The following is a 23,288-nucleotide window of genomic DNA, read 5'->3' on the forward strand; positions in this document are numbered from 1 at the left end:
GGAATTAAGAAAGAAAAAGATTGTCCATTTGATTAAAAAATCGTATATTTAGTTGATTACCAAGTCATTAAATATATGAACAATCTCATTCAAAATTACAATATTATTTTAAAAGAATTGACAAATACTTGTAAACATATAACTACAACCAAGCAAATTAGGCTTCCAAAAATGTCTGATTTGGAACTTGTGGCACTTAATGTTACTGCGGAATACATGTCAATTAACTCTGAATTACAGCTGTTTAGATGTATTTCAGGAACCGATTTGGACGGAAAAATTGAAAGAAGTGTCTATAATAAAAGAAAGAGAAAACTTTTACCTTACATTGAAAAGATCAGAGAAACTTTAAGCAACAATTTTTCGGATTTTACCGATGTATTTATTGTAGATTCAACGCCAATTGAAATATGCAAAATTAGTAGAGCAAATCGCTCGGCAATCTGCGCAACAGATGAAATTAAACCTTCTTTTGGATATTGTGCTGCACAGAAGTCAAGATATTTTGGTTATAAACTTCATGCAGTTTGCGACAAGAATGGAATCTTTCATTCTTTCGATTTTTCACCTGCAAACGTTCATGATGTTAATTACCTTAATGACATTAAAGAAAATTTTCAGAATTGCCTGTTAATAGGAGATAGAGGATATATCAGCAAAGAAATTCAAATGGATTTATTCAACTATTCTAGGATAAATCTTTCAGTCCCAATGCGCAAGAACCAGCATAATTTTGTGGAGTTTTCAAGAACAAAATCTAAAATCAGAAAACGTATTGAGACCAATATCTCGCAATTGTGCGGACAGTTCACAATCAACACCAACTTTGCAAAAACATTTCAAGGTTTAGCAACAAGAATAGTATCGAAAATAACTTCTTTTACGATGATTCAATACCTAAATTTCTTCGTATTTAAGAGAAGTTTGAACAAATTAAAAATTAATTTGTGCTAAATGCACAATAGGTTCATTTTAGTTTATTGTATTCATTACCTTTTCGGTAGTACCGAAAGATTATTTTTAGCATCACTCAAACTGTAAACATTGAAGATTCAAAAAACATAAGGTTTTCCGTCTCTATCAAGCATCTTTTTCGATAAAATAAGCATCTAAAGAATTATTTAGAAAGTGCAAAAATTTAGTTCTGTTTATTTTTCTTCCTTTTATTTCTCCTAACGTTTTATAAAAACTAGACAAATCGATATTTAGAAATTTTTCTGAATGTCTAATGATTTCGTTCAGTTCAATATTGCCATTATTAAAATACTTTGCCTGATGTAGCGCATAAATTAATTCAATTAGATTAACTTTTGGCGATGACCACTCTAGTTTACTTGTACAGTCACAATTTTTTTCTTTGTTGGTTCCAATATTTTCGATTTCAAATAAAATATACTTTTCTAATAAGTCATTAGCGATAATCCTTGCTACCAAATCATCATTCGCTGTGGTAAAGTTTTCATCAAAATTATGAAGATTGGTTTGGAACTTAGCTTTTAAGTCATACTGATGTCTAACAAAATATTTATGGTCAAGATATGTCGCTTTTCTTCTATAGTAATTATAAAATTCAAGATTCTGACCATAAAAATATTTCATATCCATTAAAGCGGTTTCGTAATGTTTTTTTATCGTTTTTTGATTTGCTGTTGGTTTGGTAGATTCTAAGTCTAATATTTTAGAGTAATATATGAATTTGGCAATGAGTTTTGGTTTCATTTCTTTGAAAAAGTAAATTTCCTGCGCCATATCTTCAAATAGGTGTTCAGTAATCATTGCTTTTACTTGCCTAATTATTTCATCAATTTCCATTAATGCATGTTCACATCGTAGTATGGCATCAGGCACTTGCATTTCAATTTTAGAGAGAACTGAATCCAATTCATTAGATAATTTTTCGATTTTTTTTAGTAGTAATTTTGTCTCCATGATTTTTTTGAGCAAAATACGAAGTAAAATTAAAATGAATTAAAAACCATATGAAGCGTTTTATCGCTAAGAATTTTCTAATTCTTGTTTCCTTTGATTTATAAAGTCTTTAGGACGTATCCCGTTCATTTCATAGAATAAAGCAGAAAAGTTTTGACGAGATGCAATGCCACATTCTTCAGCTAGAGCATCCACCGTATAATTAAGGTATTTTTTATCTGAAAAAAGTAAATTGGTTATATAGTTAATCCTTAGTTCAATCAAATATCTATTAAAATTCATTTTCTTGTTTTCATTGATCACCCAAGAGAGATAGTATGCATTTGTTTCAAACTTTGAAGCTAATAAATTGAGATTAATCCCTTTTTTAGTAAATCCTTTACTATTTTCAAATGCTTCCAATTTTTTTAAAATCTCTAATTCAATTTCTTTACTTAACCCTAGTTTTCTTTGATTTTCTAATTCACTAGTCTTTGGTAATATTGTTTCTTTCTCGGATGTAGAAGATGTTTCTAGATTATTTAAAGCTTCAAGATATTTCTTTTCTAATGATTTATATTGAGTTTGTATGTGAATTTCTCTTCTGTATCTAATGACATATAATGCTAAGAAAGCTAAAGAAATAACAATAAAAATCATTACTAATAGATTACGGATATGTATTCTTTCTTCTAATTCTGTTTTACTTTCATAAAGGCTTTTTGCATCATATTCTTTATGAATTTTAGGAGCCAGATAAACAAAATCTTTACTTATAACACTATCTGCTTTTAACAGTTGTTTCATGTAATACACCTGTTTATCCACATTATTTTCCTTCTTATAAATATTGATTAAAATTTCATAATTATTTCTAAGTTCTGGTAAAATAAACTGGTGTTTATTAAAAATAGAATCAATTTTTTCAAACTTTTTAATTGCCAACTCCTTTTTATTAAGATAAAGCAAAGACTTTCCTTGAAAGAAATAATTTACCGATACCCAAACAAAGTCATCTGCTTTTTTTAGACCATTCAGAGATTCACTGAAGTAAGGTAATGCTTCTTTATATTGATGATTATAAAAAAGTGATACTCCCTTTGATTTGAGAAAGTAATTGTACTCTAAAATAAAATCTTTTTGATTTATCGATTGTTTTAAACCTAATGCAATCAAACTATCTGATTTTTTATGAAGTTTCAAACTTCTATAGATTACATTGGCTTGGTGAATACTATTTAAATATCCTTTCTTATAATTGAATACTTCATTTGGGTGCAAATCAGACTTCAATTGAGCTTCAAAGAAATGAATACAATCCTTAAAGTGAATCAGTGCTTCATCATAATAGCCTAAGTAGCTTTTTACCACGCCCAAATGATAAATCACTTTATAATGAAGATATTTATTCTCCGAATTTTTCACATAGGTAAAAGCTTTTAGGTACTCATTAAGAGCAGGTGTATATTTTCTAAAGTTAGAATAATAGATGATCCCTTTCCCTAAATAAGCAGAAGTAATGAGATTATTGTCTTTGGATTTAATCGCTGCCACAATAGTACTATCGGCATATTTCAATTTTAAAAATTTATTCTTTTCAAAGTACACTGCATCTTGATAGCCATGTACTAATTCTGATAAATTATTTTCTTTTTTGGCTTTGCTTATTAGTTTTTGGACAAAAGGAAGTGCTTTATTATCATTTTTCTCATACTTATCATAGACTAATCTTAGCGATTCAAAAGAAGAATTCTCAGAGTTTTGTCCATAAAAAGAAAGGTTACTTATCCAAATAAGTAAAAATAGAAATATCACATTTGGTTTATTAATCGACTTAACGCTCTTCATTCGACTAAAATTACACAAAAAGTCTCAAAATTCATCAAATTAACACGTTGTCCATAAAATTTCTTCTAAAACAATGCTAAAACTGCATTAATAAAGCCATTTTAATCAACATTAACATGTCCTAATTCATGAATTAGGACGTCTCAATTCATGAATTGAGACGTAGATGACTTTTTTGAAGGCTCAAACTTCTTCTATTTTTGGAGTGAATTCATCAAGAAAAACCTGGCCGGGATAACCTTAAAATTAAAAAAATCATGAAAAAGCATTTTAACCTTATCCCCACATTTCTGTTAAGTATTGTCTTAATAGGTTGTAGAAATACCGAAGAAACAGAAAAAGAGAATTACAAACCCACTATGAAGTCTAATAATAGGAATGAGATATCAAATACTATCGAAAATGACAGTATCAATACCCAGTCTTTAGAACCTTCGGAAGAAAAGAAAGATCCTCCAGTAAAAGACCGTCAAGACTGGAGAAAAAGTAATTAGGAGAAAAACAAATAAGAAAAAAACAAAATGAAGATTAGCCCAGCTCCACCCTTGTTCATTTGCAAAACAGGCTCTCCATGTCCTGAGAGTGGACTTTGGGAGAGCATGGGCTTTTTCAAAACAACCATTGTCATTTCTAAGAAGAGTAAAATGCCAGACTATTGCGGTAAAAAAGTTGTTTGGAAACTTATTGAGAAAGTCTAAAAATCAAATTACAGTAACCCTAATTAAATGACCCATGAAAAAAGAATATCAATATTTTGTACTCTTTAGCATCTACTTCCATGTGTTGCTTTTTACTTATGCAGCTGTAAGTAAGTTATTAGATTTTGAAAACTTTCAGATTCAATTGGCTCAATCCCCGTTATTAAGTGCTTTTGCTGGTTTTATTTCTTATTCCGTTATTTTCATTGAATTCATAATAGCAATGTTATTATGTATTCCTAGAATTAGGTTACTGGGATTATACAGCTCATTATTCTTAATGATGGGATTTTCTATTTACATTTATCTCATTCTTAATTTTAGTGATTTCGTGCCTTGTTCATGTGGTGGAATTTTAGAAAAATTAGGATGGCATGAACATCTTATTTTTAACCTTATCTGTGTTCTTATCTTACTGTTATCCATTTTTATCATTGAAAAATCTAAAGAGATCAGACTGAAACGAACTCTATTATTTACATTGCTCACCATAGTTTTATCAAGTATAACTATTTATTCTTTATTCTTACAATCAGAGTTTATCATTAAAAAGGAGAATAATTTCACCAGAAGAATGATTATAAACCCAATTGATGAAAAACAATCAATAACACTGAAAAATAACAGTTATTATTTTGCTGGACATCATCAATCTGAGATATATCTTGGAAATCGAGAATATCCCTTACAATTATTAAAAATTACGCCTGATTTTTTAGCTTCAGAAAACTTAATTATACGATTGGACGATTATAAAACCCAATATAAAAGCTTAAGATTACAGATAAAATATCCAAATTTTTATGTCTATGATGGTAGAGTTCCGATTATATTAAGAGGAGATCTTAAAAAATTATTTGCGAAAACTATTAGTTTAGACAAAGCATACTTTTCACAAATAACTATTGTAGAATATCCAAACTTTGCCATAAGAACGTTGAATTCTAAAAATAAAGAATTGGTATTGGGTAATCTCAATATCAATGATTCAAAAGAACCTCATTTATATCCACATATTTTACAAAAACAAGTTGATGGATTCTTTGACTGTGATGGAATTTTACTTTTTGACGAAAGTACAAAAAGGCTCATTTATCTCTATTATTACAGAAATCAATTTATTGTCATGGATAAATCCATGGATGTTTTACATCAATTTAATACGATTGATACCTATAGAACAGCACAAATTAAAACTCAAAAACTATCTACAGGATTTCATAAAATGAGTGCTCCTCCCACAAAAGTAAACCGAAATGCTTTTGCTTTTAAAAATCTATTATTTGTTCATTCTAACCTCATTGGAAAACACGAATCAAGACAAGAATGGAAAAATTCATCTGTAATTGACGTCTATAAAACTAATGAAAAGAGATATATAGGAAGTTTTTATATCCCAAAGAAAGAAAATTTTTCAGTATCAGATTTTATGGTTACTGAGCACTATTTGTATGTTATTATGAATCATCAACTTATAAAATATCAACTTACAAGATCAATAACAAAGTACTTTGTATCAGGGGAAGCCGAAAACCTGTCTTTAGAGTAGGTATAAATTTAAATTTTTTTAGCCATGAAAAGATTTATCATTCCCGCTGCTGTAATCCTATTAGGAACAGGAGCTGCTTTTGCTACTAAAGTAAGCAATAATAACGCAAAAGCTATTTTTGACGGTTATCTTCGTATAGACGAAGGAAATGGACAATTCAGATGTGAAAACACAGGCAAACAATGTACTGATGAAGATGGGCCAACTTGTGTATGGGCAGTAGATGGAGTTACTCCATTGCGTAAAGTGGGTGGTACCATGTGTGGTGCTACTTTAAATGAAATTCAATAAATCAACAAAAGTAAGGACGCTAAAAAGCGTCCTTATTCATTTCTTGGTTTATCCAATCTATATCTTTTTTATCTTTTAGAAAATAATCCCACCATTCCATTGATCTTTTATTTAAGTCAAAACTTTCTACTGTTCCTATGCCTACATCATGCTCTTTTTCTTTGTATAGTAATGCAATTACCTTTTTCTTGTTTCTTTTTAAACCGATGTAAAACTCTATGGTATGTCCCCAATGTACCGTTTCATCTTTCTGACCCGTCCAAAGTAAAATAGGTGCGTTTACTTTTTCTACATGCATGATTGGATTATTATTAAGATATAACATTTTATCCTCCGCAAACGGTTTAAACATTTCGTATTGTTGGTTTTCAAACTGCCAATAAAAAGGTATGTTAAATTTATAGGAATACGAAAAGTAAGCTCTAACAATATCACTATGTCCTGCTCCACTTATATACGCTGCAAAACGATTAGAATGAGTTGCTATGAAGTTGGTTTCATATCCTCCATGCGAATGCCCCGTCAACCCTATTCTTTTCTTATCAATTCCTTTAAATTTTTCTAAAAAGTCTAGCGCACTATGCACGCCATCTAATGCTGACCAACCCGTTCCTCTGTTATCATGTATAATGTCTGGAAGTAATACAAAATATCCCTTTTGTTGCAGCAAACGAATATTAAAACCTAATGGGTCATCTATTTTTGGCATTTGGTAACGGTTTGAAGTGTGGCTCTGTATTTGATAAATATGAACAATCATAGGATATTTTTTTGTTGAGTCATAATTAATAGGGTAATACAAAACCGCTTTAAGTTCTTTACCTAAAGTATTTTTATACGTTAAGACTTCTTGTTTCAATAGCGATGTTGATTTGTCATTCAATTTCACCTTATACCCTATTTTATTCTTTTTCGTGATGGTATTATACGTTTCAACTTGAGGTGGAATGTTATAATTTTCTTTAATGAACAAAAAATTTTCTAACTTTTTATCGAACTTCAATTCTTTTATTCTTTCTTTGGTAAAAGGGATAACATTAATGTCTTCATCCTTATCCTTATAAAGTCTATATGAAGTTGTATTATTTTTTTCATCCCATAGTTTTAGTAAGAGAGGTGTTTTAAGATTAATTTTTCTGATTTTAATATCAAAATGATTATTTAAATCTACCACTTCAGGGTTTACAACCGTAGTCTTGTATTCTTTCTCCTTCATTACATTTCTTAAATTTTCATTTTTTATTTCATAGTTCATAAGCCCTAATGAACTCTCCAATAATATAGAAGTACCATCTGCACTAAATACTGGATTTTGTAAATCTTGTTTTTTTATTTCTTTAAGAATATTATTTTGGCAGTCATATAATAACCAATTTCTTTTGTCAAAATCAAACGCAATGATATATTTGCCTAAGCCATCTGTGACGATTTTCGAGACTCTTCGAAATATCAATTTATATGACCTATCTGAAACATTGTACAAATATATATTCAGTAAAGGTCTGTGTAATATATAGTCATTTTCTTCCAATGCATTAAAAACCATCACCTCATTTGAATTATTAAAGGGTATTACCTCAGAAAACTTCTGATTGTCTATTTGAACTTCTGCACCCGTATTTGCATTCCAGACTGAGTAATCATGAATCTGCTTGCCATATTGTCTGGATTCCATGTCTCTATCGTTTCCGTACCAAATATCTAACCATGGACTATTCTCTAGAGGTATTGTTCCTTGAAAATCAATTACGACGGTTGACAGATTATCTAAAGCCTTTACTTTCACAGAAGAGAATTTCTTAAAATCGTTTTCTTTGGAATAGACTATTTTACCTGATGGAATATTGAGTATCTGCAAAATGATTTTGTTAGCCATTTTATCCAAAATGGTGATTGCCAGAAATTTATTTGTCTTCACTAAAACTTCAATATTTTTAATTTCATATTTTGAAGAAAAAACCGTTTTCGATTGGGTTGATGTTAACTGTTCTATATTCCATGTTTCCTCTACTTTGTGGATTATATACCCTATCCCATCTTTTTGTTTAACCCATCCTTTTACCCCATCAAAAGACTTTACCACACTTCCCTTTTTATCATAAATTACTGCCTTTTCTTCTCTGCTTATTGTGCAAAATCTATCTCCGGAACCTAGCGTAAAAGCCTTAGAAACCTTTTCAATTTCCCATTTATGGTTATTGATTAAATCCCACCAAACTGCTTTATTATTGCCCGTGGACAGTAAATGGTTGTTTGGTGTAAATTCTATAAATGGTTGCTTGATTAGAAAACCTAAAGTTGAATTTTTGGCCTGCACGTCTACCACCATAATGGTATCATTATTTTGAGCATGCCATTTTTTAAAGGTTGCCCATTTTCCATTTTCTGAAAGCTCTATATTCCCTACTGTATAGAATTTCTGTAACCATTTTGACAATGAGTCCGAGGGTTTAGGAGTAGCAGACCATAACGAGGTAATGAATAGAGCAAAAATGATGGATAAAGCCTTTCTATTAATAGCCCTCATTTTGTGGATTTAAATTCGGGTTTAACAAAAGTTCTTTTTGAGGGATTGGCCATAACGCATGATAGGTTTTCCAATTAGGCTTCACCGTTTGAAGAGTATTCAATATACCATAGCGTTTCATATCCAGGAAACGATGCCCCATTTCTGTAAAAAACTCTTTTCGCGATTCCAATAAAATCTCATTCAGTACATCATTTTTTGAAATGGGTAATTGAATCGCTGATAAACCTGCTCTAAGTCTTGAGGCATTAAGATAAGGCAACGCCAATGCTGTTTTGTCTTGTTGAGCATAGGTTTCAGCTAAAAGCAAATACGCTTCTTCTATCCTAAAGACAATGGAATATTCTGTGGTATTAGATGTTCTATTTTTATACTTGTCTGCTCTATACCACACATTCTGTCCTACCTGTACTTTTGCCATCCAGTTTTGTTTGCGCAAATCTGAAGTGATAAAGACATTGATTAAACTAGTAGACAATGCGTATGATGTGGGAGCAGTATTATTGAAATAATAGGCAGAAGCTTCTTTCGTTGCATTCCCGCTATTCTTAGGTTTAAGTTGCCAAATGATGTGTTTGCCATTCTTATTAAATACTTTGGAAAGGTCATTTTCATAAATGTACAATGGACTTGTAACAATGTCTTTCAAAACAGGTTCTGCTTTTATCCACTGATGCTGGGTCATGTAAATTTTAGCCAACAGCAATTGACCTGCTTTTCGGTTTAAGAAAATTCTTTCTGTGTTTCTGTAATCATCTGACAACAAACTTATGGCTTCTATGACATCGTTTTCTAAGAGTGTAAGCACTTGATTGCCTGAAGTCTTTCCTATTGACTGATTTATTTTATAATCTGTACTGCTTGGGAATGGGATGTCTCCAAATATTTGCTGCAAATAGAAACATACCAATGACCTTACTAAAAGCGCTTCACCTTTAATTCTATTTTTATCTTTCTGTGGCAATGTTTGAGTATCTCTAATGCCTTCCAGAATTGTATTGGCAGTTAATATACACTGATACGATTTAGCCCAATAAGTGTTTATCTGAGGGTTGGTTTCTTCCTGTGTATTTTGGTATATGTCTGGAAGCCCTGTAGAAGAGGATGCAACAAAATAATCTAAATCATCAGTATATGCTCCCATTAACTTCCCTGTTTGGTCTCCAGCAACAGGTGAATTGTCCCATAACATTCCGTAGAGGGCTGCCAGCGCTGCATCAGCAGTTTGTACATCCTCGAACACTTTTTGTGAAGAAATCTGATTAGAAGGTTCTTCTACTTCTATCATTTTTTCACAATTCTGAATCATGCTGAATCCTATGAAACACAGGAATAATTTATAAAATGGACTTGTTTTCATTGTTAAGGTTTTAAAATTTTATTGATAAGCCTAAAGAATACGTTCTTAAAGGAGGCAGAAATCCAGCAATATTAAATTCAGGATCTATACCAAAATATTTGGTATACGTCAGTAGATTCTGTCCTTGAAAATAGATTTGTATCGTTTTAAATACCTCTGAACGTATCGGTATTTTATAGGAAAACTGAAGGTTTTTCAGTCTCACATAGGAAGCATCGCTTACTGCTGCATCACTATTCTGAAACAATACCTGTGCTGCATTATTTGTTGCCAGATAAGGCATATACATTCCTGCAGGATTATCAGCAGACCATACATTCAGCACTTCTACGGGTTGATTATTCATTCCTCCTGGAATGGGCATTAAATAATTATAATTCCTATTTTTCTGTTTTACAAATTGTAAAAGGAAAGCTAATTCCCAATTATTATATTGAAATTTATTATGCCAACCCCCAAAATACTTTACTCCTATATCTTCTATAATTTTATTATCATTAGGCGCGTTTATTTTCCCATCATTGTTATAATCTGTGAACTGATAGAGCCCAGTCTGCGGATTGATTCCTTCTAAATGATATAGCTTTATCGCGTATATTGAATGACCTATGTTATATGTATTGGCATAGGAAGAGCCTTCGATTCCCTCAAAGGACAATAATTTATTGGTGGGAAAACTTATATTAAAATCTGAATTCCATTTTAATGTCCCTGAAAGTGGTCTTGTTGCTAATTGAAACTCCCATCCTTTATTTTCTACCGTTGCGGGGAGATTAGCTGTTACGGATGAAAATCCTGTGACGGTGGATAATTGGTAGCCTACTAACTGGTCTGATGATGTATTGCGGTAAAAGGCTCCTGTAAAATTGATTTTGTCTTGCAAAAATCCTAATTCTATTGCTGCTTCCAGTTTTACTGTTTTTTCCCAACTAAAATTAGGATTGAACAGTCGGCTTGAGGTTAATCCTACAGTACCATTATAGAAATAAAGTGAAGTAGAAAAATTATTTAAGTATTGATAATCTCCAATATTATCACTTCCTGAACTTCCATAGCTGGCTCTGAGTTTACCAAAACTTAGCCATGAGCTATCTTGCAAGAAATTTTCTTTTGAAAAAATCCAAGCCATACCGACTGCACCAAAGTTGGCAAATTTATTTTTTGGTCCAAATCTACTACTGCCATCTCTACGCCCCGTAAGGTTAAAGATATATTTGTTTTGATAATTGTAATTGAACCTTCCATAGACCGCAGCATATTTGTATTCGGTTTTTAAATTATCTCCGATGACTTTGGTCTGTGCTACTGCAATGTTCTGTATAAATGCATTGTTATCAAATCCGTATCCTTCTAAATAACCAGACTTGGTTTCATTTGATTGATACGAAGCTCCTACTATCATTTCTAATTTATGGCTTCCGAAAGTTCTCTCATATTCCACTTGTGGTTCCAGAATAAAAGAAAATCTTCTCTGCATGTTTTGGTAGGACTGAGAACTGGATGCATTAAGACCATAGGATGGATTATAGATGGTGTGTGGAATTAATGACCATTCTTCAAACTGCTGATGATTTAAACCTGCATTGAGTTGTATATCAAGCCCTGATAAAACGGTGTATCTTCCTTTGACATTATTTATAAACTGAAGATTTTCATTGATATAGGTTGCGTTATAATCTGCTAATGGATTGGTAAACGTATTATTTTCCCAGTTTAAGACTCCCTCTGAAGTATATAGGGCTGGAGCATTAGGAGCTAACCAATGTGCAGAACGAGCGATATCACTATTCATCTGCTTATTCTTTTGTTTGGCAAATAAATTATACATGCTCATTTCAAAACGTTTATCACTCGATTGATGGGACACCGTATTTGATAAATTGAAATTCCTGTATTTAAAATCATTTCCATAAACGGTTGATTCCTCACTATTCCCTATGTTCACCATAAATTTGGTTCTCTCCGTCCCTCCCCCTACAGTGAATTGGGTATTTGACCGTTCTGCTTTGTGACCCAAAATTTCTTTTTGCCAATCTGTATATCTTGATTGATTCCAAGTTCCATTGATGTCATAAGCATTTGCGGGATAGGCAGTGATTCCACTATTGATAAACGCCTGTTTTCTCATGGACAAATACTGTTCAGTATTCATCATTTTCATTTCAGAAGCAAGTTCGCTTATATCATAAGACTGATTGAGCTGTACACTCAGTTTTCCTGCAAGAGCTTTCTTCGTTGTAATCAGCACCACACCATTGGAGCCTCTTGAACCATATATAGCAGTGGCATCTGCATCTTTCAAGACTTCTATGCTTTCAATCTCATTGGGATTAATGGTATTAAGCGGGTTAATTGAGGAACTGGGTAGTATGGTACCTGACAAATTAGAAGGGCTTTCTGAAATCATGGGCACACCATCTACTATGTATAGTGGATTATTGCCTGCACGTCTTAAACTATTTCTTCCTCTTATCTGAATCTCAAAACCACCACCTGGGGCACCGCTGTTTTGAACAATGTTGACTCCTGGCATTCTTCCCTGAACTGCTGAAAGCACATTGTTTATAGGTTGGTTTTCGATTTCTTTGGCAGTTACTTTTGCTATGCTCCCTGTACTTTCGCGTTCTTTTACTTTGTAATAACCTGCATTTAAAACGACTTCATCTATTTGCTTTTCTTTTTCTAAACTTGCATTTATTGCATTTTGGTTGCCCACATTTACCCGAGTTTCGGCATAAAGTGGGTGTCTAAAAATGAGGATTGCATTTTCACCGAAAATGGTGAGTTGGTAGTTGCCAGAAGCATTGGTCTGGGTAACAATGTCTCTTCCTTCTTGGGAAACCCATACTCCCGCAATGGGCTTTTGATTGCTTGTCACGGTACCCGTGACGGTTCTTTGTTGTCCGTAGGCATAGCTAGAAACAAGCATGGTTAGCCCTAAGCTTATCGGAAGATAGCCTAGAAACATTAGATTATTTTTCATAATTTTGTTAAGGTTTAAACATTAAACTTATCTGCTCTTCCTAACGCTAGTCGCCAAACTTTGCAGGAAGGGCTTTTTATTTGAGTTTTTGAGTTTTTTGGATTGTCTGTTTCTTGGTTTTTAGGTTTTAGTTGACCTCTATGAGAGGAAGAATACCAAAGGATAACCTCCCTCTGCAAAGTGGTCTGGATTTAATATGAATGATGAAATGTCCCGTGAAAGCTAAAAAGCCGCAATGGATGCGCTGCCATTGTATCCGTCTCTCTGATACTGTATTTTGAAAAGCAGCTTAGAAAAATGTAGATGATGCGGACGGCATAAAAAGAAAACGGCATGAGACTCTACATTATCCGATTCGGGGCCCTGGTAAGCCTGTACACAGATAAGAGAGCCCACGCCTAGGTCGTGAGCTTTTTACTTATCCTCTCGTGTACTAAAAATTACCAGTTTTCGAATCGAGATTCTAAGCAATAGCTTCTAATATTTTGTTGAAGTATCGCAAAATTACACATACAATGTAATTTTTACAAATATAATTATTTTTTTTAAATCATTCGCTTTAGCGAACAGTATTTTTTATTTAAATCTTTTCATTTGATAAAGATTTGTTTAAAAATGGAAGGCAAGGAAATTTTAAATAAAAAAAATTCACTCGTTAATAAACACTTGTGTAACTTTATTGAAAGTAAATTTCTAAGAGAATATCATGATCAAAATGGAAAAATCATTTCACAAAATGAATATGCCAAACTTTGTGGAATAACATCATCAACTATTTCAAAAATAAAACTTCCTGAGGGTTATAATATTCCTTTGTCAACAATCTATAACATATTAAGACATGAAAGATATTCTTTAGAAAAATTCTTCAAAGAATTTGAAGATGAAAAAGGTATAAATATTCCAGATTAATTTGATCAGAATTTAATCTCTATCAATTAATAATTCTATATTTTATAACAAATCTAATCTATTTATTAATTTCCATATAATATCGTTCAGAACATTGTTCTAATACTTCATTTGTTTCTTTTAAATCTTTTAAAAGAAAATAAATCCATATCGAAAGGCCAATTACAATAACTGAAGAGACAAAGCTGTAAATTTTTAATGTATTCATGATTTAGTTTTTTGTAAAAATAAGGAAAATTATCTAAGTTTAAGAAAACTGAGATGTGAGCAATAGCAATAAAAGAACAATTGACAAAGGTAACATTTCTGAAATAATAAAATTACTAACACAAATAAATTAAATAATTTAAGTTATTATTAAACAAACCATGAACGAGGCTAGTACAAAAGTTATAAGTAGTGAAGTTTTAAAAATTGATGTTATTTGAAAGTGAAAAAATAATTAATTGCTTAACGTACATCTTAAAAAAACTATCGTAATCTTTGTGATATACCATCAAAAAGCCATTAATTTTAGTCCAAACTCTATGTCAAGAACAGGTGAGAAACTTTACTATTATAACAACCATAATTTACAAGCAAAAGAACTCAATTTTAAGGACTCTGAATTTCACAATTATAGACCTTAACAAAACAGCAACCTCCTTTAAATTGTTATAAAAGAGGTTCGATTTTTAAGATTTTTGAATATTATTTTGAAAATTGGGAGTGGGGCAACAGATAGACCTTTTCGGCACTGGCCTTCTGTTTTTTCGTCATCCAACTTGGTTTTCTGAGTATTGTCCTTTAATGTGAGCCAAGAAGAATTTTCCTACTGAAACACTTCCAATAAACTCATAATAGGTGCTTTCAGGAAAGTCATAATACTGCCATACTGCACCATTTTTTTTGAATTCTATTTCAAGTGTCGAAGTATTAGGGTCAAACCCAATACTCGCTATCATTGATGATTCTATATATTGTCTGTCCATATTTAAAATTTTTGTTGTCTTATTCTCGTAACTACGGTTTTATAATTTTCTTCATTAGTCGGGTGTTCTTGTTGCCATTTTTCAACAAGTTTTGGATCATCACTTGTTGGTCTCGGGACATTTAGTTTAAGTCTTACTCTTGAGGGAATTTTTAATGCTTCTCCAACTATTATTGCTTCTCCTGTCCTTAATGAAGGAAGTAAATCAATTAAACTATTTAAGTTATCGGGTGCTGAAGATTTAACTATTGATTGGTCACCTGAATTAGTTAATCTTAATGCAATGAAAGTTCCTACTTGGGCAAGTATTGTCTCTGAAATTTCTGAAGGTCTTTGTGAAATCACTAACGCCCCTAAACCAAACTTTCTTCCTTCTTTGAATACTCTTTCAACTGCAGTTTTTGAATAACTGTTATTTTCATTTTTGTTCAGATAGTTGTGAGCTTCTTCATATGCTAAAAGTAGTGGTCTGTTTTTCCCTGTATATGGTTCATTCCGACCCCAAAACATACTATCATAAACAAATCTTGTTATTAGTCCAACTGTAATATCAAGAACTTCAAAAGGAACTCCACTTAAATCTAAAATTGAGAGTTTATTGTCGCTTCCAATCCATTCATTCAATAGATGATGTAAATCTTTATTAGAATCGGCATCTTTAAATTCTCCTGGATTAAAAAGGAAATCAAATCTTGAATCTTTAAGCCTTGATAAAATTTTCTTCTCGTAAGAGTAAAATTCTTGGTGCTGAGATTTATAAGGCGGTGTGTTGTTGTTAGTTGAAAGATGCGAAGTAAATTTTGCACCAATTAGATTTTCAGCATCACCGTCATCTTCCTTGATTGTTGTGTCTAAAATTTGTTCATCTTTTTTTGTTGTATTAAAACTTGCATTTAACCACCAATTCATTTCATACCATAGTTTTCTCGCACTGAAGGGAATTGGTGAATCGCTTGTAACAAAGTCAGGATTAACTGTACCCGATTTTAGATTGCAATTTTCCTTTTTGAGATTTGTGACTAATTCTCTAAATAAACGATAATCTGGTTTTTGGTCATCTGTCGGTTTTGCACCTACCAAAAAGTATGCAAGTTCGTCAAAGGACATTAACCAAAAAGGAATGAATAATGGATTGACTGGATCATTAATTTTTAGAACTTTGGCTTCAGGAAAAGCCGAAGAATATTCTCCGTGAGGGTCAACAAGAATAATTCTTGAACCTTTATAGCCATTCAAAATTGATTTGAGAATACTAACTGTTGTATTAGACTTACCACTACCTGTTGAACCCAAAATTGCACAGTGTCTCAAAATTAATCTGTGTAAATCAGCATAAACGCTTAAGTTTTCAGAAGATGAGTGTTTGCCGATTTCAATAGAGCCAGCATCTTTTTTACCATAAATATCAAACAGGTCTTTTTCAATAACTATGTGAACCTCATCATTGATTGTTGGATATGTCCCAATACCTTTTTCAAAATCATCTTCTCCAACTTTTTCACCAACAAGTTGAACGGTTAAGAACCTTGAGCCAAAACTATATTTTAGAAGTGTTTCATCTGTTTTGCTTGGTGTATTACTTACTGATGAAACAATACCATAAATAGTAATATTGCCTATCGGAATTTTTACAAATGTTCCGATTTGTCCAATTTTATAAAGGCGACCATTTATTATTGGTGCTGCTGAAGGTATTTCGTTTGAAACTTCAACTTCAATTGTTCCTGAGTCAACCCTTATAATGTGGCCTAAATATGTTATCTCGGTTTTCATTTCGTAATGTTTTCTATTGCTTCTCTTTTTCCTGAATTGGAAACAAGAAAGTTTACAAGTTCATTGAAGTCACTAAGTTTGAATTTATTGGTTTCAGAATTCCAATACGTTTCTGATTTTTCATTTGGCTTTAAATCGTCCGCTGAATATTGCCATTCTCCCAAATTGCCGTTTACAATAGCCTTTGTTGGTCCAAAGACTATGAGATTCATATATGAAGATGTTAGTTTGTGTAAATTCTCTACTTCAGCATCTTGGAAAAAGAAAACCAATGCAGTTAGTCTATTATTTTGTCGTAAACAATTGAAAATTATTTCGTTGATATGTTGGTCGGAGAATGAATATCCTGAAAAAATGAAAAGAAGTTCTCCACTAAGCAAATAGTTTTTCAGTCTGTCGAAATATGCTATGAAGGGTTGTTTCTTTGATGAATCGTATTTTTCTTTTGAAGGATAAATTACTAATTCATTCTTTTCATCTTCTATTTTTTCAATTTTTCCTTGTCGTATGATTTTTTGTGCTTTTGTTGCTGGGTCAATTTTCCAAAACCAACTCAATGAGCCGTGAATTTTCCAAAGTCTAATCCAATTTTGAGTCAGGTCATTTCTGGAGACAAATTGGTCAATACTTTCTTGCCAAAAGAATGGTTCATATGAGCCAACAAACCCGTCAAAGTATGGTATTTGGCTTGCTTCCAAAGATTTCTCAATTATTAGGTCATAATTTGTTGTGAATATTTCTTTTGAAAAATCTCTATTAAGCATACTTAGCCAAGCAAAGAACTTTTTTGTTTGACTTATATCTGCAACCGATTCTTTTGCGGCAATGATTTGATAAATTATCTTACAAATTTCAACATCTAAGGTTTTTGCAGAATCTCCTGTGACACCTTGATAACTTTTAGTCTTGACTTCTCCCGTAATTTCTCTAATTCTTCTAATATGATTAAGGATATCTTCAATATTGACATTGCGGTCTGTTATGATTGTTTTTAAGTCTTCCTTAATTGCAATAAAGTTGGCTTTATTCTCGTCTTTTAGTTCCGCTTCAATCCCTTTTGTCAATTGTTCAACGTTTGGAATTTTTAATGCACAAGAAGTCCCTGCACCAAAAAAGAATCCTATGTTTTTGGAATAGGATAAATGTGTTTTCAGTTCTCTTACTTCTCTTATTAAGTTTATTTTTTCCATTTCATTCGAATTGTTAATTTGGTTTAGGGTAGTTCTTTAGGCTTGCGTTCAACTTTTAAATATACAAAATGGAAATATAAAATACTAATCACTAATAAATTATTCATTTATTAATAATTATAAGTATTTAATTGTATATAATTTTGAGTATATGTTAATTAGTTTCTAACAAATTTAATGAAAATAAATGATATGATTGGAAAGTCACGGATTAGAAAACCCGCCATCGGGACTTATTTATGATTTTCAATCACAATTCCAATATGCTGTCTCTGCTTCATCACCAGGACCAAAAACACCCAACCATGGATTATCATCTGTATAGTTATCCCATTCTCTAGAGCTATAATTTAGTTTATGCTCATGATTTTCATCTGTAAAATCATATTCTTCGTCATTTGATTCAAATAAATATTCATTAGAAAAATCATCAGAAAACACTTCATCATTCATTAATTCATTTTCTGATCCATATTTGTATTTTAAATATTTATTCTGATTCTCTAGTTCATATAGTTTGTATTTCCTTTCATTAATTAAATTCTGTATTTCAATGTCATCTGATAGTAAATTTTGTAATCTGTTAATTTCATTATTTAAAAATACTTTCTTTTCTTTAAATAATTCAAATTTTTCTCGCTCTATTTTTATTTTAATATCATAATATTCATTAAGAGTTAGAGCTATATTATGATTTGAAATAAAATCAGATTTTTCTGTAATTATATATTTTTCAAATTCCCTCACAATAGAATTCATTTGGTCTTAATTGATACTAGAATATAATGTTAAGCCTGTATAATTTTCTTTTATTAAAAAATCTAAAATTGATTCAGGAGAGATTTTTAAATCTTTTGCAATTTGAATAATTCTTTTTGCACTCATATTTTTAATATTACAGATAAAACAAAATTATACCTGGACATAATATAGAAACATTAAACCATTATTTATTATGATTTATTAGTTTATAGTACTATTTAGAGTTTCTAATTATTATTATCTAACAAATTTAATCAAAATAAATGATAAGAGTTACGGAAAGGTATGGATTAGAAAACCACTACCACGGGGGTTTTTATACATAACCCACCATTTTATAAAACCCTAATTAGGTGTATTTATAATTTTTCAGAATAAAATTTATGTACACAATGTAAATTATCGTACATTATAAAGCACTTTTCTTTATAATCATCTCCATAAGGGCATTTCTCAATTCTAAGCTGTTTTATAGTATAAAATTCAATATTATTAACTATTTCATCACCGATTTTGTCTTTTTCTTCTAAGTTGTCAAAATTTAGTATGTTAATATTTACATCTTTATGACCAGTGTAAAATAATGATACAACAATTATTTTTTCAACCCTCTCGAAAAACTTTTTTTCTCTAGTTTCTTTACCCACTAATTTTCTAATAGTTCTACCATCGTTTACAACGTCTGTAATTAATAAAACTTGTCTATATTTACCTTTGGAATTATCAAAATTTAGTTTGTTTTCAAAATCATTATGGTCTTCCCACCTATATGAATATGGAAGGTAGGTATAGGGAATAGAATATTTTATTGATGTTTTACTAGATATAATATTACCTTCGTATCCTAAACCGATTATTAAATCTGTATTTTTAACTAAATTCATTTTCTCTAAGACATCAATTATCGAATTTTTGATGAAATACAAATCTTCCTTATTCTCTAAAAGCTTTGCTGTATCAATCCAATTATGAGCACGCGAAGTTTCACTCCAATGAAAATGACCTTGATGGAATAATTTTTTTTCCTTGATAATATTGTATAGTTTATTTTGAATATCCTTGTTTTCATATTTTACAAGAGCTGTACTTTTCTGATAAACTAAGTTAGAAACAGTAGTTTCAATTTCATCATTTTCAGGAAGCTGGTCAATGGGGTTTACAGAAATAAGATTTTCCAATTTTCGAAATTCAAATGAATTTTTTTCTAAGCCTTTTATTTCTTCAGAATTAATTTTAATCCAATTTCCGAAATTTGATTCAGTATTACCATTTACTTTATGCAATACATAAATATTATTTAATAATGATAAACAATTATTAGAATCAATAATTTCATAAATTTTGAAAGAAGCATCAATAGAGTTTTTACTACTAAATACACCACTATCACTTATTATAATACCTTCTCTATTTGCAAGATTTTTAGAATTATGTGTATGCTCATTACCATTTAAGATACATTTAATATTGAATCTTTCAAAAAGAGCAATTAGATCCTTTTTATTTTCTTTTTCCCACTGTCCAAAATGGGAATCTTCATGCTCTCCTTCAAGATTGTGATGAAAACATAATATTAATTCTTCGTAAGGAAAAGTTTTTTTGATTTCTTTTAATTCTTCCTCTAAAATATCTATTGGTATATAACCATGGCCACCATTTTGATTAACTTTATAATTTGAATTGAGAGCTAACAAAACGATATTCCCAATAGTAATAGTGTCAAAAATTATTTTGTCAAATTCAAAATCTATTTTTTTAAATTTTTTGTAAAAATTATTAAAATTTTTAAATTTTATTTTATTTAAAAATTCAAGTGAATCTGTAGCATTATCTTTTCTAAGTTCTTCTTTTATAGAATCTCTATGAGCATCATGATCACCAGGAATTAATAATAATCTATCAGAATCAATTTCTAACTCTGTTAATATATGAGAGATAATTCTTTCTCCTTCTTCAAATTCAATTTGTTCAGCAATATTGGTAATGTCTCCTGTAATGACTAAATATTTATTTCTACATGTATAAGCTTTTATTTTATCGAGAAATTGATTAATAAAACTTAAATTTTGAGTGCTAGGATTACAAGTCAAATATGTATCTGAATTTGCATATCCAAATGTCCTACTTTGATCAGAAATATGTAAATCAGAAATATGTATAATTATATCATTCATTATCTTCTTTTTTAGACTTTAAATTAGTAGATATATAATATCCTAATTCTTCATTATTGTCTCTATCAATAGAAAAAATGGCAATTGTCGCATCTCTTCTATTAATGTCTTTCTTTTTTAAAGTTTCTGTTTTAATAAGTGAAACGTTTCCTAAATATTTTCCTCCTAAGAATTCGATTATATTCTTTACAATTTTAACTTCTGTACCTAAACAAACTAAATCGGAAACGACAATATAATTTCTATTTTCTATAATATTCTTATTTAATGAATTATAAATACGATTTATCGGGCCAATTTTATCAAGAATTAAAATGTCCAGTTTCAAAAGATTCGACAATATTGAAGTGATATATGAACTATTTAAGCTCTGACAAACCAAAATTGGAGGATTATATTCTTGCAAATTACCTTCACCATAAAAAGGAATAGGCCCATTTTCTCTCCATTCTTTAAGTATTTTTAGAGACAATTTATAAATTGAGTAGATACAAAGAGCTTTCTGTTCAGAGATAAATTTCTTAATATTAATATATGAATCTAAATAAACATAAGACGATGTATGAGGTTCACCATGTTTTTCTATATAAGGTTTTAATTCTTTAATAAACTCTTTTTCAAACAATCCATCTATTTTAAAACCATCCTCAAAAAAATTAATTGACGAATCCTCAAAAAGATAAAATTTTTTGAAACCAGTCTTTTTTCGAGGTTTTAAAGTTCCCTTATCAAAGAACAAAATATCTGTTCTAACATTATTTGAATTATTCATTGAATCAAATCCAAATTTCACAATCAATTCTTCTGTGATGTTTAATAACGCAATTTTAAACCCTTCCTTTTTAAGTTGAGTAAAGTATCTGTTTATGTTAGGTTGTTCTCCTTCAATGTGCTTTAAGTCAAATGCTATATTCAACTGAACCTTACCACTCTTTTCAATATCATCAATGACTCTCTCAATTGTTATGGATTGTAATCTATCACAAAATATACCATTATTATTCTCTTCAATGAAATTTGATGTAATAACTTCTTCACTATGTAAATTATAATAAATGAAGTTTTCTGCATTTAATTTTGAAATTATCATAGTTTACTAGTTTGGAATTTCAACTTCAATGTGAACTCCTTTAAATTTTACGTTGTAAAATCTAATAGATGAGAATTTAGTTTCTTCGGAGTAATACTTAACTATTGCTTTAATTACCTTTACAAAATGCTCTGTTAATATACTTTTAGAATTCAATATTGTTTTTTCATATTCACTTTTTGTGAGTTTACCTAATTCATATAAATTGTGTATTTCCAATATTTTATCACGTAGTTCATTTAGAGAAGTTATGTATTTGAAAATTCTATTAGATATAATTATTTGACAATTATTTGTGTGTAACCTAAAGTATCCATTACTCTTAAGTACCACATTTAACATCAAATCAAATAGTCCTTTTCTTTCCTTTAATGAAGAAAAATATAGAATTTCAAAAATTTCTATTAAATTTTCAACAAAATACTTATTTAAGGTACTATTTAATTCTAACTTAATAGAATTTTCAAGCTCATTTTTTTCATAATAAAAAGGGAAATTTTGTTTTTTCGATAAAGAATTTTTAAATCCAATACCATTATCAGAAATTGAGAATTTCGTCTGATATTTATCTACAAACATCATGGCATATGTTGTAGATTGAGAATGTATTACACCATTAGTAATTAATTCTGAAAGTATATTAATATATTCATTGTGATTTTTGACTGTATTTTCATTATCGTATAATAGGTCATGAAAATGAGTTTGTACATTGTAAGATACAATTGAATTTACTTTATCTCTTAGTAAAATTTCATTTGATTGTTTAAAATCTATATTAGGAAAATCCTTTTTCCTATAAGCTCTAATTATATGTTCTTTACGTATTTCGTTTCCTAGAAATGCACCAAGATAATTTGAATTATAAATAAGAATATCATTTTCTTTTGCTATTCTAAAAAATCCCTCTAGATATAAAAATTCTAAAACTTTAATTGTAGCATGATTATTATTCAAATAAAGCTCTAAAGGTTTCTTATGGAATTTACTTAATTGCTCTATTATACTTAGTAATAAAGGGGTTGATATTGGATCAATTCTGTAAGTTGAATTAAAAATATCAGTATCTCCTTTCTGAAAAAGTAGAAACTTAATCTCATCGGTCTTATTACCCCTATAGAATTCAGCTAATTTTGGTAAAAATTCAGTATAAAAAACTAAAGGTGTGAAATTAACTCCATCGTCTAAAATTGGTATCATTGATTCTATATAACTGATTTTTAATAATCGAACATAACACTCAAATTAACAAA

General features: G+C 30.2%; 17 protein-coding genes. 5 read left to right on the forward strand and 12 right to left on the reverse strand.

Annotation, left to right across the window (positions count from 1 at the left end; translation table 11 throughout):
• Positions 1-75: 75 nt before the first annotated feature.
• Complete coding sequence (locus EB819_RS07630) at positions 76-954, forward strand: IS982 family transposase (RefSeq protein ID WP_069797575.1); 879 nt, start codon at positions 76-78, stop codon at positions 952-954.
• A 126-nt stretch (positions 955-1,080) separates the two neighbouring features.
• Here EB819_RS07630 and EB819_RS07635 read toward each other — a convergent pair whose 3' ends face one another.
• Together EB819_RS07635 and EB819_RS07640 are read right to left on the reverse strand one after the other, a co-directional pair.
• Positions 1,081-1,929: an RteC domain-containing protein gene (locus EB819_RS07635; RefSeq protein ID WP_069798761.1), complete on the reverse strand. Its 849-nt coding sequence runs from the start codon at positions 1,927-1,929 to the stop codon at positions 1,081-1,083.
• A 66-nt stretch (positions 1,930-1,995) separates the two neighbouring features.
• Entirely contained in the window at positions 1,996-3,756 is a 1,761-nt protein-coding gene (locus tag EB819_RS07640) for a helix-turn-helix domain-containing protein (protein ID WP_069798764.1), read from the reverse strand.
• A 257-nt stretch (positions 3,757-4,013) separates the two neighbouring features.
• Between EB819_RS07640 and EB819_RS07645 the strand changes: the two genes are divergently transcribed.
• From EB819_RS07645 to EB819_RS07655, 3 genes are all read left to right on the forward strand, one after another.
• The gene (locus EB819_RS07645; protein WP_069798765.1) at positions 4,014-4,250 is read left to right on the forward strand and encodes a hypothetical protein; all 237 of its coding nucleotides are present in this window, start codon (positions 4,014-4,016) and stop codon (positions 4,248-4,250) included.
• 238 nt (positions 4,251-4,488) lie between these two features.
• The gene (locus EB819_RS07650) at positions 4,489-6,003 is read left to right on the forward strand and encodes a DoxX family protein (RefSeq protein WP_069798767.1); all 1,515 of its coding nucleotides are present in this window, start codon (positions 4,489-4,491) and stop codon (positions 6,001-6,003) included.
• A gap of 24 nt (positions 6,004-6,027) precedes the next feature.
• On the forward strand, positions 6,028-6,294 hold the full coding sequence (locus EB819_RS07655) for a DUF6520 family protein (protein ID WP_069798769.1): 267 nt from the start codon (positions 6,028-6,030) through the stop codon (positions 6,292-6,294).
• A gap of 19 nt (positions 6,295-6,313) precedes the next feature.
• Here EB819_RS07655 and EB819_RS07660 read toward each other — a convergent pair whose 3' ends face one another.
• From EB819_RS07660 to EB819_RS07670, 3 genes are read right to left on the reverse strand one after another with little or no spacing between them, the layout of a single operon-like run.
• Positions 6,314-8,821 carry an alpha/beta hydrolase family protein gene (locus tag EB819_RS07660; protein ID WP_069798771.1) on the reverse strand — a complete coding sequence of 836 codons (2,508 nt, stop codon included), beginning with the start codon at positions 8,819-8,821 and terminating at the stop codon, positions 6,314-6,316.
• Positions 8,808-10,181, reverse strand: a complete 1,374-nt coding sequence (locus EB819_RS07665) for a RagB/SusD family nutrient uptake outer membrane protein (RefSeq protein WP_069798773.1) — start codon at positions 10,179-10,181, stop codon at positions 8,808-8,810. The genes EB819_RS07660 and EB819_RS07665 overlap by 14 nt, the downstream gene beginning before the upstream one ends.
• 10 nt (positions 10,182-10,191) lie before the next feature.
• On the reverse strand, positions 10,192-13,164 hold the full coding sequence (locus EB819_RS07670; protein ID WP_069798775.1) for a SusC/RagA family TonB-linked outer membrane protein: 2,973 nt from the start codon (positions 13,162-13,164) through the stop codon (positions 10,192-10,194).
• Positions 13,165-13,779: 615 nt separating this feature from the next.
• Here EB819_RS07670 and EB819_RS07675 point away from each other — a divergent pair.
• Positions 13,780-14,076 (forward strand): hypothetical protein, encoded by a 297-nt coding sequence (locus EB819_RS07675; RefSeq protein ID WP_069798777.1) that lies wholly within the window; start codon positions 13,780-13,782, stop codon positions 14,074-14,076.
• Between the two features lie 755 nt (positions 14,077-14,831).
• Here EB819_RS07675 and EB819_RS07680 read toward each other — a convergent pair.
• The 7 genes from EB819_RS07680 to EB819_RS07710 form a co-directional block, all read right to left on the reverse strand.
• Positions 14,832-15,047 (reverse strand): KTSC domain-containing protein, encoded by a 216-nt coding sequence (locus EB819_RS07680; RefSeq protein WP_069798779.1) that lies wholly within the window; start codon positions 15,045-15,047, stop codon positions 14,832-14,834.
• Between the two features lie 2 nt (positions 15,048-15,049).
• Positions 15,050-16,819, reverse strand: coding sequence for an ATP-binding protein (locus tag EB819_RS07685; RefSeq protein WP_069798781.1), 1,770 nt, complete (start codon positions 16,817-16,819; stop codon positions 15,050-15,052).
• Positions 16,816-18,009, reverse strand: coding sequence for an SIR2 family protein (locus tag EB819_RS07690; protein ID WP_069798783.1), 1,194 nt, complete (start codon positions 18,007-18,009; stop codon positions 16,816-16,818). The genes EB819_RS07685 and EB819_RS07690 overlap by 4 nt, the downstream gene beginning before the upstream one ends.
• Before the next feature lie 246 nt (positions 18,010-18,255).
• Positions 18,256-18,768: a hypothetical protein gene (locus EB819_RS07695; protein ID WP_069798785.1), complete on the reverse strand. Its 513-nt coding sequence runs from the start codon at positions 18,766-18,768 to the stop codon at positions 18,256-18,258.
• A 362-nt stretch (positions 18,769-19,130) separates the two neighbouring features.
• Entirely contained in the window at positions 19,131-20,945 is a 1,815-nt protein-coding gene (locus tag EB819_RS07700) for a metallophosphoesterase (RefSeq protein WP_069798787.1), read from the reverse strand.
• Positions 20,938-22,035: a hypothetical protein gene (locus tag EB819_RS07705; RefSeq protein ID WP_069798789.1), complete on the reverse strand. Its 1,098-nt coding sequence runs from the start codon at positions 22,033-22,035 to the stop codon at positions 20,938-20,940. The genes EB819_RS07700 and EB819_RS07705 overlap by 8 nt, the downstream gene beginning before the upstream one ends.
• A gap of 6 nt (positions 22,036-22,041) precedes the next feature.
• Complete coding sequence (locus tag EB819_RS07710; protein WP_069798791.1) at positions 22,042-23,235, reverse strand: hypothetical protein; 1,194 nt, start codon at positions 23,233-23,235, stop codon at positions 22,042-22,044.
• Positions 23,236-23,288 lie beyond the last annotated feature (53 nt).

The sequence above is a fragment of the Cloacibacterium normanense genome (assembly GCF_003860565.1).
GTDB classification, from domain to species: domain Bacteria; phylum Bacteroidota; class Bacteroidia; order Flavobacteriales; family Weeksellaceae; genus Cloacibacterium; species Cloacibacterium normanense.

Excerpts from the sequence above, each read along its gene's own strand:
- EB819_RS07630 (WP_069797575.1), top strand. The coding sequence starts at position 76 with ATGAACAATCTCATTCAAAATTACAATATTATTTTAAAAGAATTGACA.
- EB819_RS07635 (WP_069798761.1), bottom strand. The coding sequence starts at position 1,929 with ATGGAGACAAAATTACTACTAAAAAAAATCGAAAAATTATCTAATGAA.
- EB819_RS07640 (WP_069798764.1), bottom strand. The coding sequence starts at position 3,756 with ATGAAGAGCGTTAAGTCGATTAATAAACCAAATGTGATATTTCTATTT.
- EB819_RS07645 (WP_069798765.1), top strand. The coding sequence starts at position 4,014 with ATGAAAAAGCATTTTAACCTTATCCCCACATTTCTGTTAAGTATTGTC.
- EB819_RS07650 (WP_069798767.1), top strand. The coding sequence starts at position 4,489 with ATGAAAAAAGAATATCAATATTTTGTACTCTTTAGCATCTACTTCCAT.
- EB819_RS07655 (WP_069798769.1), top strand. The coding sequence starts at position 6,028 with ATGAAAAGATTTATCATTCCCGCTGCTGTAATCCTATTAGGAACAGGA.
- EB819_RS07660 (WP_069798771.1), bottom strand. The coding sequence starts at position 8,821 with ATGAGGGCTATTAATAGAAAGGCTTTATCCATCATTTTTGCTCTATTC.
- EB819_RS07665 (WP_069798773.1), bottom strand. The coding sequence starts at position 10,181 with ATGAAAACAAGTCCATTTTATAAATTATTCCTGTGTTTCATAGGATTC.
- EB819_RS07670 (WP_069798775.1), bottom strand. The coding sequence starts at position 13,164 with ATGAAAAATAATCTAATGTTTCTAGGCTATCTTCCGATAAGCTTAGGG.
- EB819_RS07675 (WP_069798777.1), top strand. The coding sequence starts at position 13,780 with ATGGAAGGCAAGGAAATTTTAAATAAAAAAAATTCACTCGTTAATAAA.
- EB819_RS07680 (WP_069798779.1), bottom strand. The coding sequence starts at position 15,047 with ATGGACAGACAATATATAGAATCATCAATGATAGCGAGTATTGGGTTT.
- EB819_RS07685 (WP_069798781.1), bottom strand. The coding sequence starts at position 16,819 with ATGAAAACCGAGATAACATATTTAGGCCACATTATAAGGGTTGACTCA.
- EB819_RS07690 (WP_069798783.1), bottom strand. The coding sequence starts at position 18,009 with ATGGAAAAAATAAACTTAATAAGAGAAGTAAGAGAACTGAAAACACAT.
- EB819_RS07695 (WP_069798785.1), bottom strand. The coding sequence starts at position 18,768 with ATGAATTCTATTGTGAGGGAATTTGAAAAATATATAATTACAGAAAAA.
- EB819_RS07700 (WP_069798787.1), bottom strand. The coding sequence starts at position 20,945 with ATGAATGATATAATTATACATATTTCTGATTTACATATTTCTGATCAA.
- EB819_RS07705 (WP_069798789.1), bottom strand. The coding sequence starts at position 22,035 with ATGATAATTTCAAAATTAAATGCAGAAAACTTCATTTATTATAATTTA.
- EB819_RS07710 (WP_069798791.1), bottom strand. The coding sequence starts at position 23,235 with ATGATACCAATTTTAGACGATGGAGTTAATTTCACACCTTTAGTTTTT.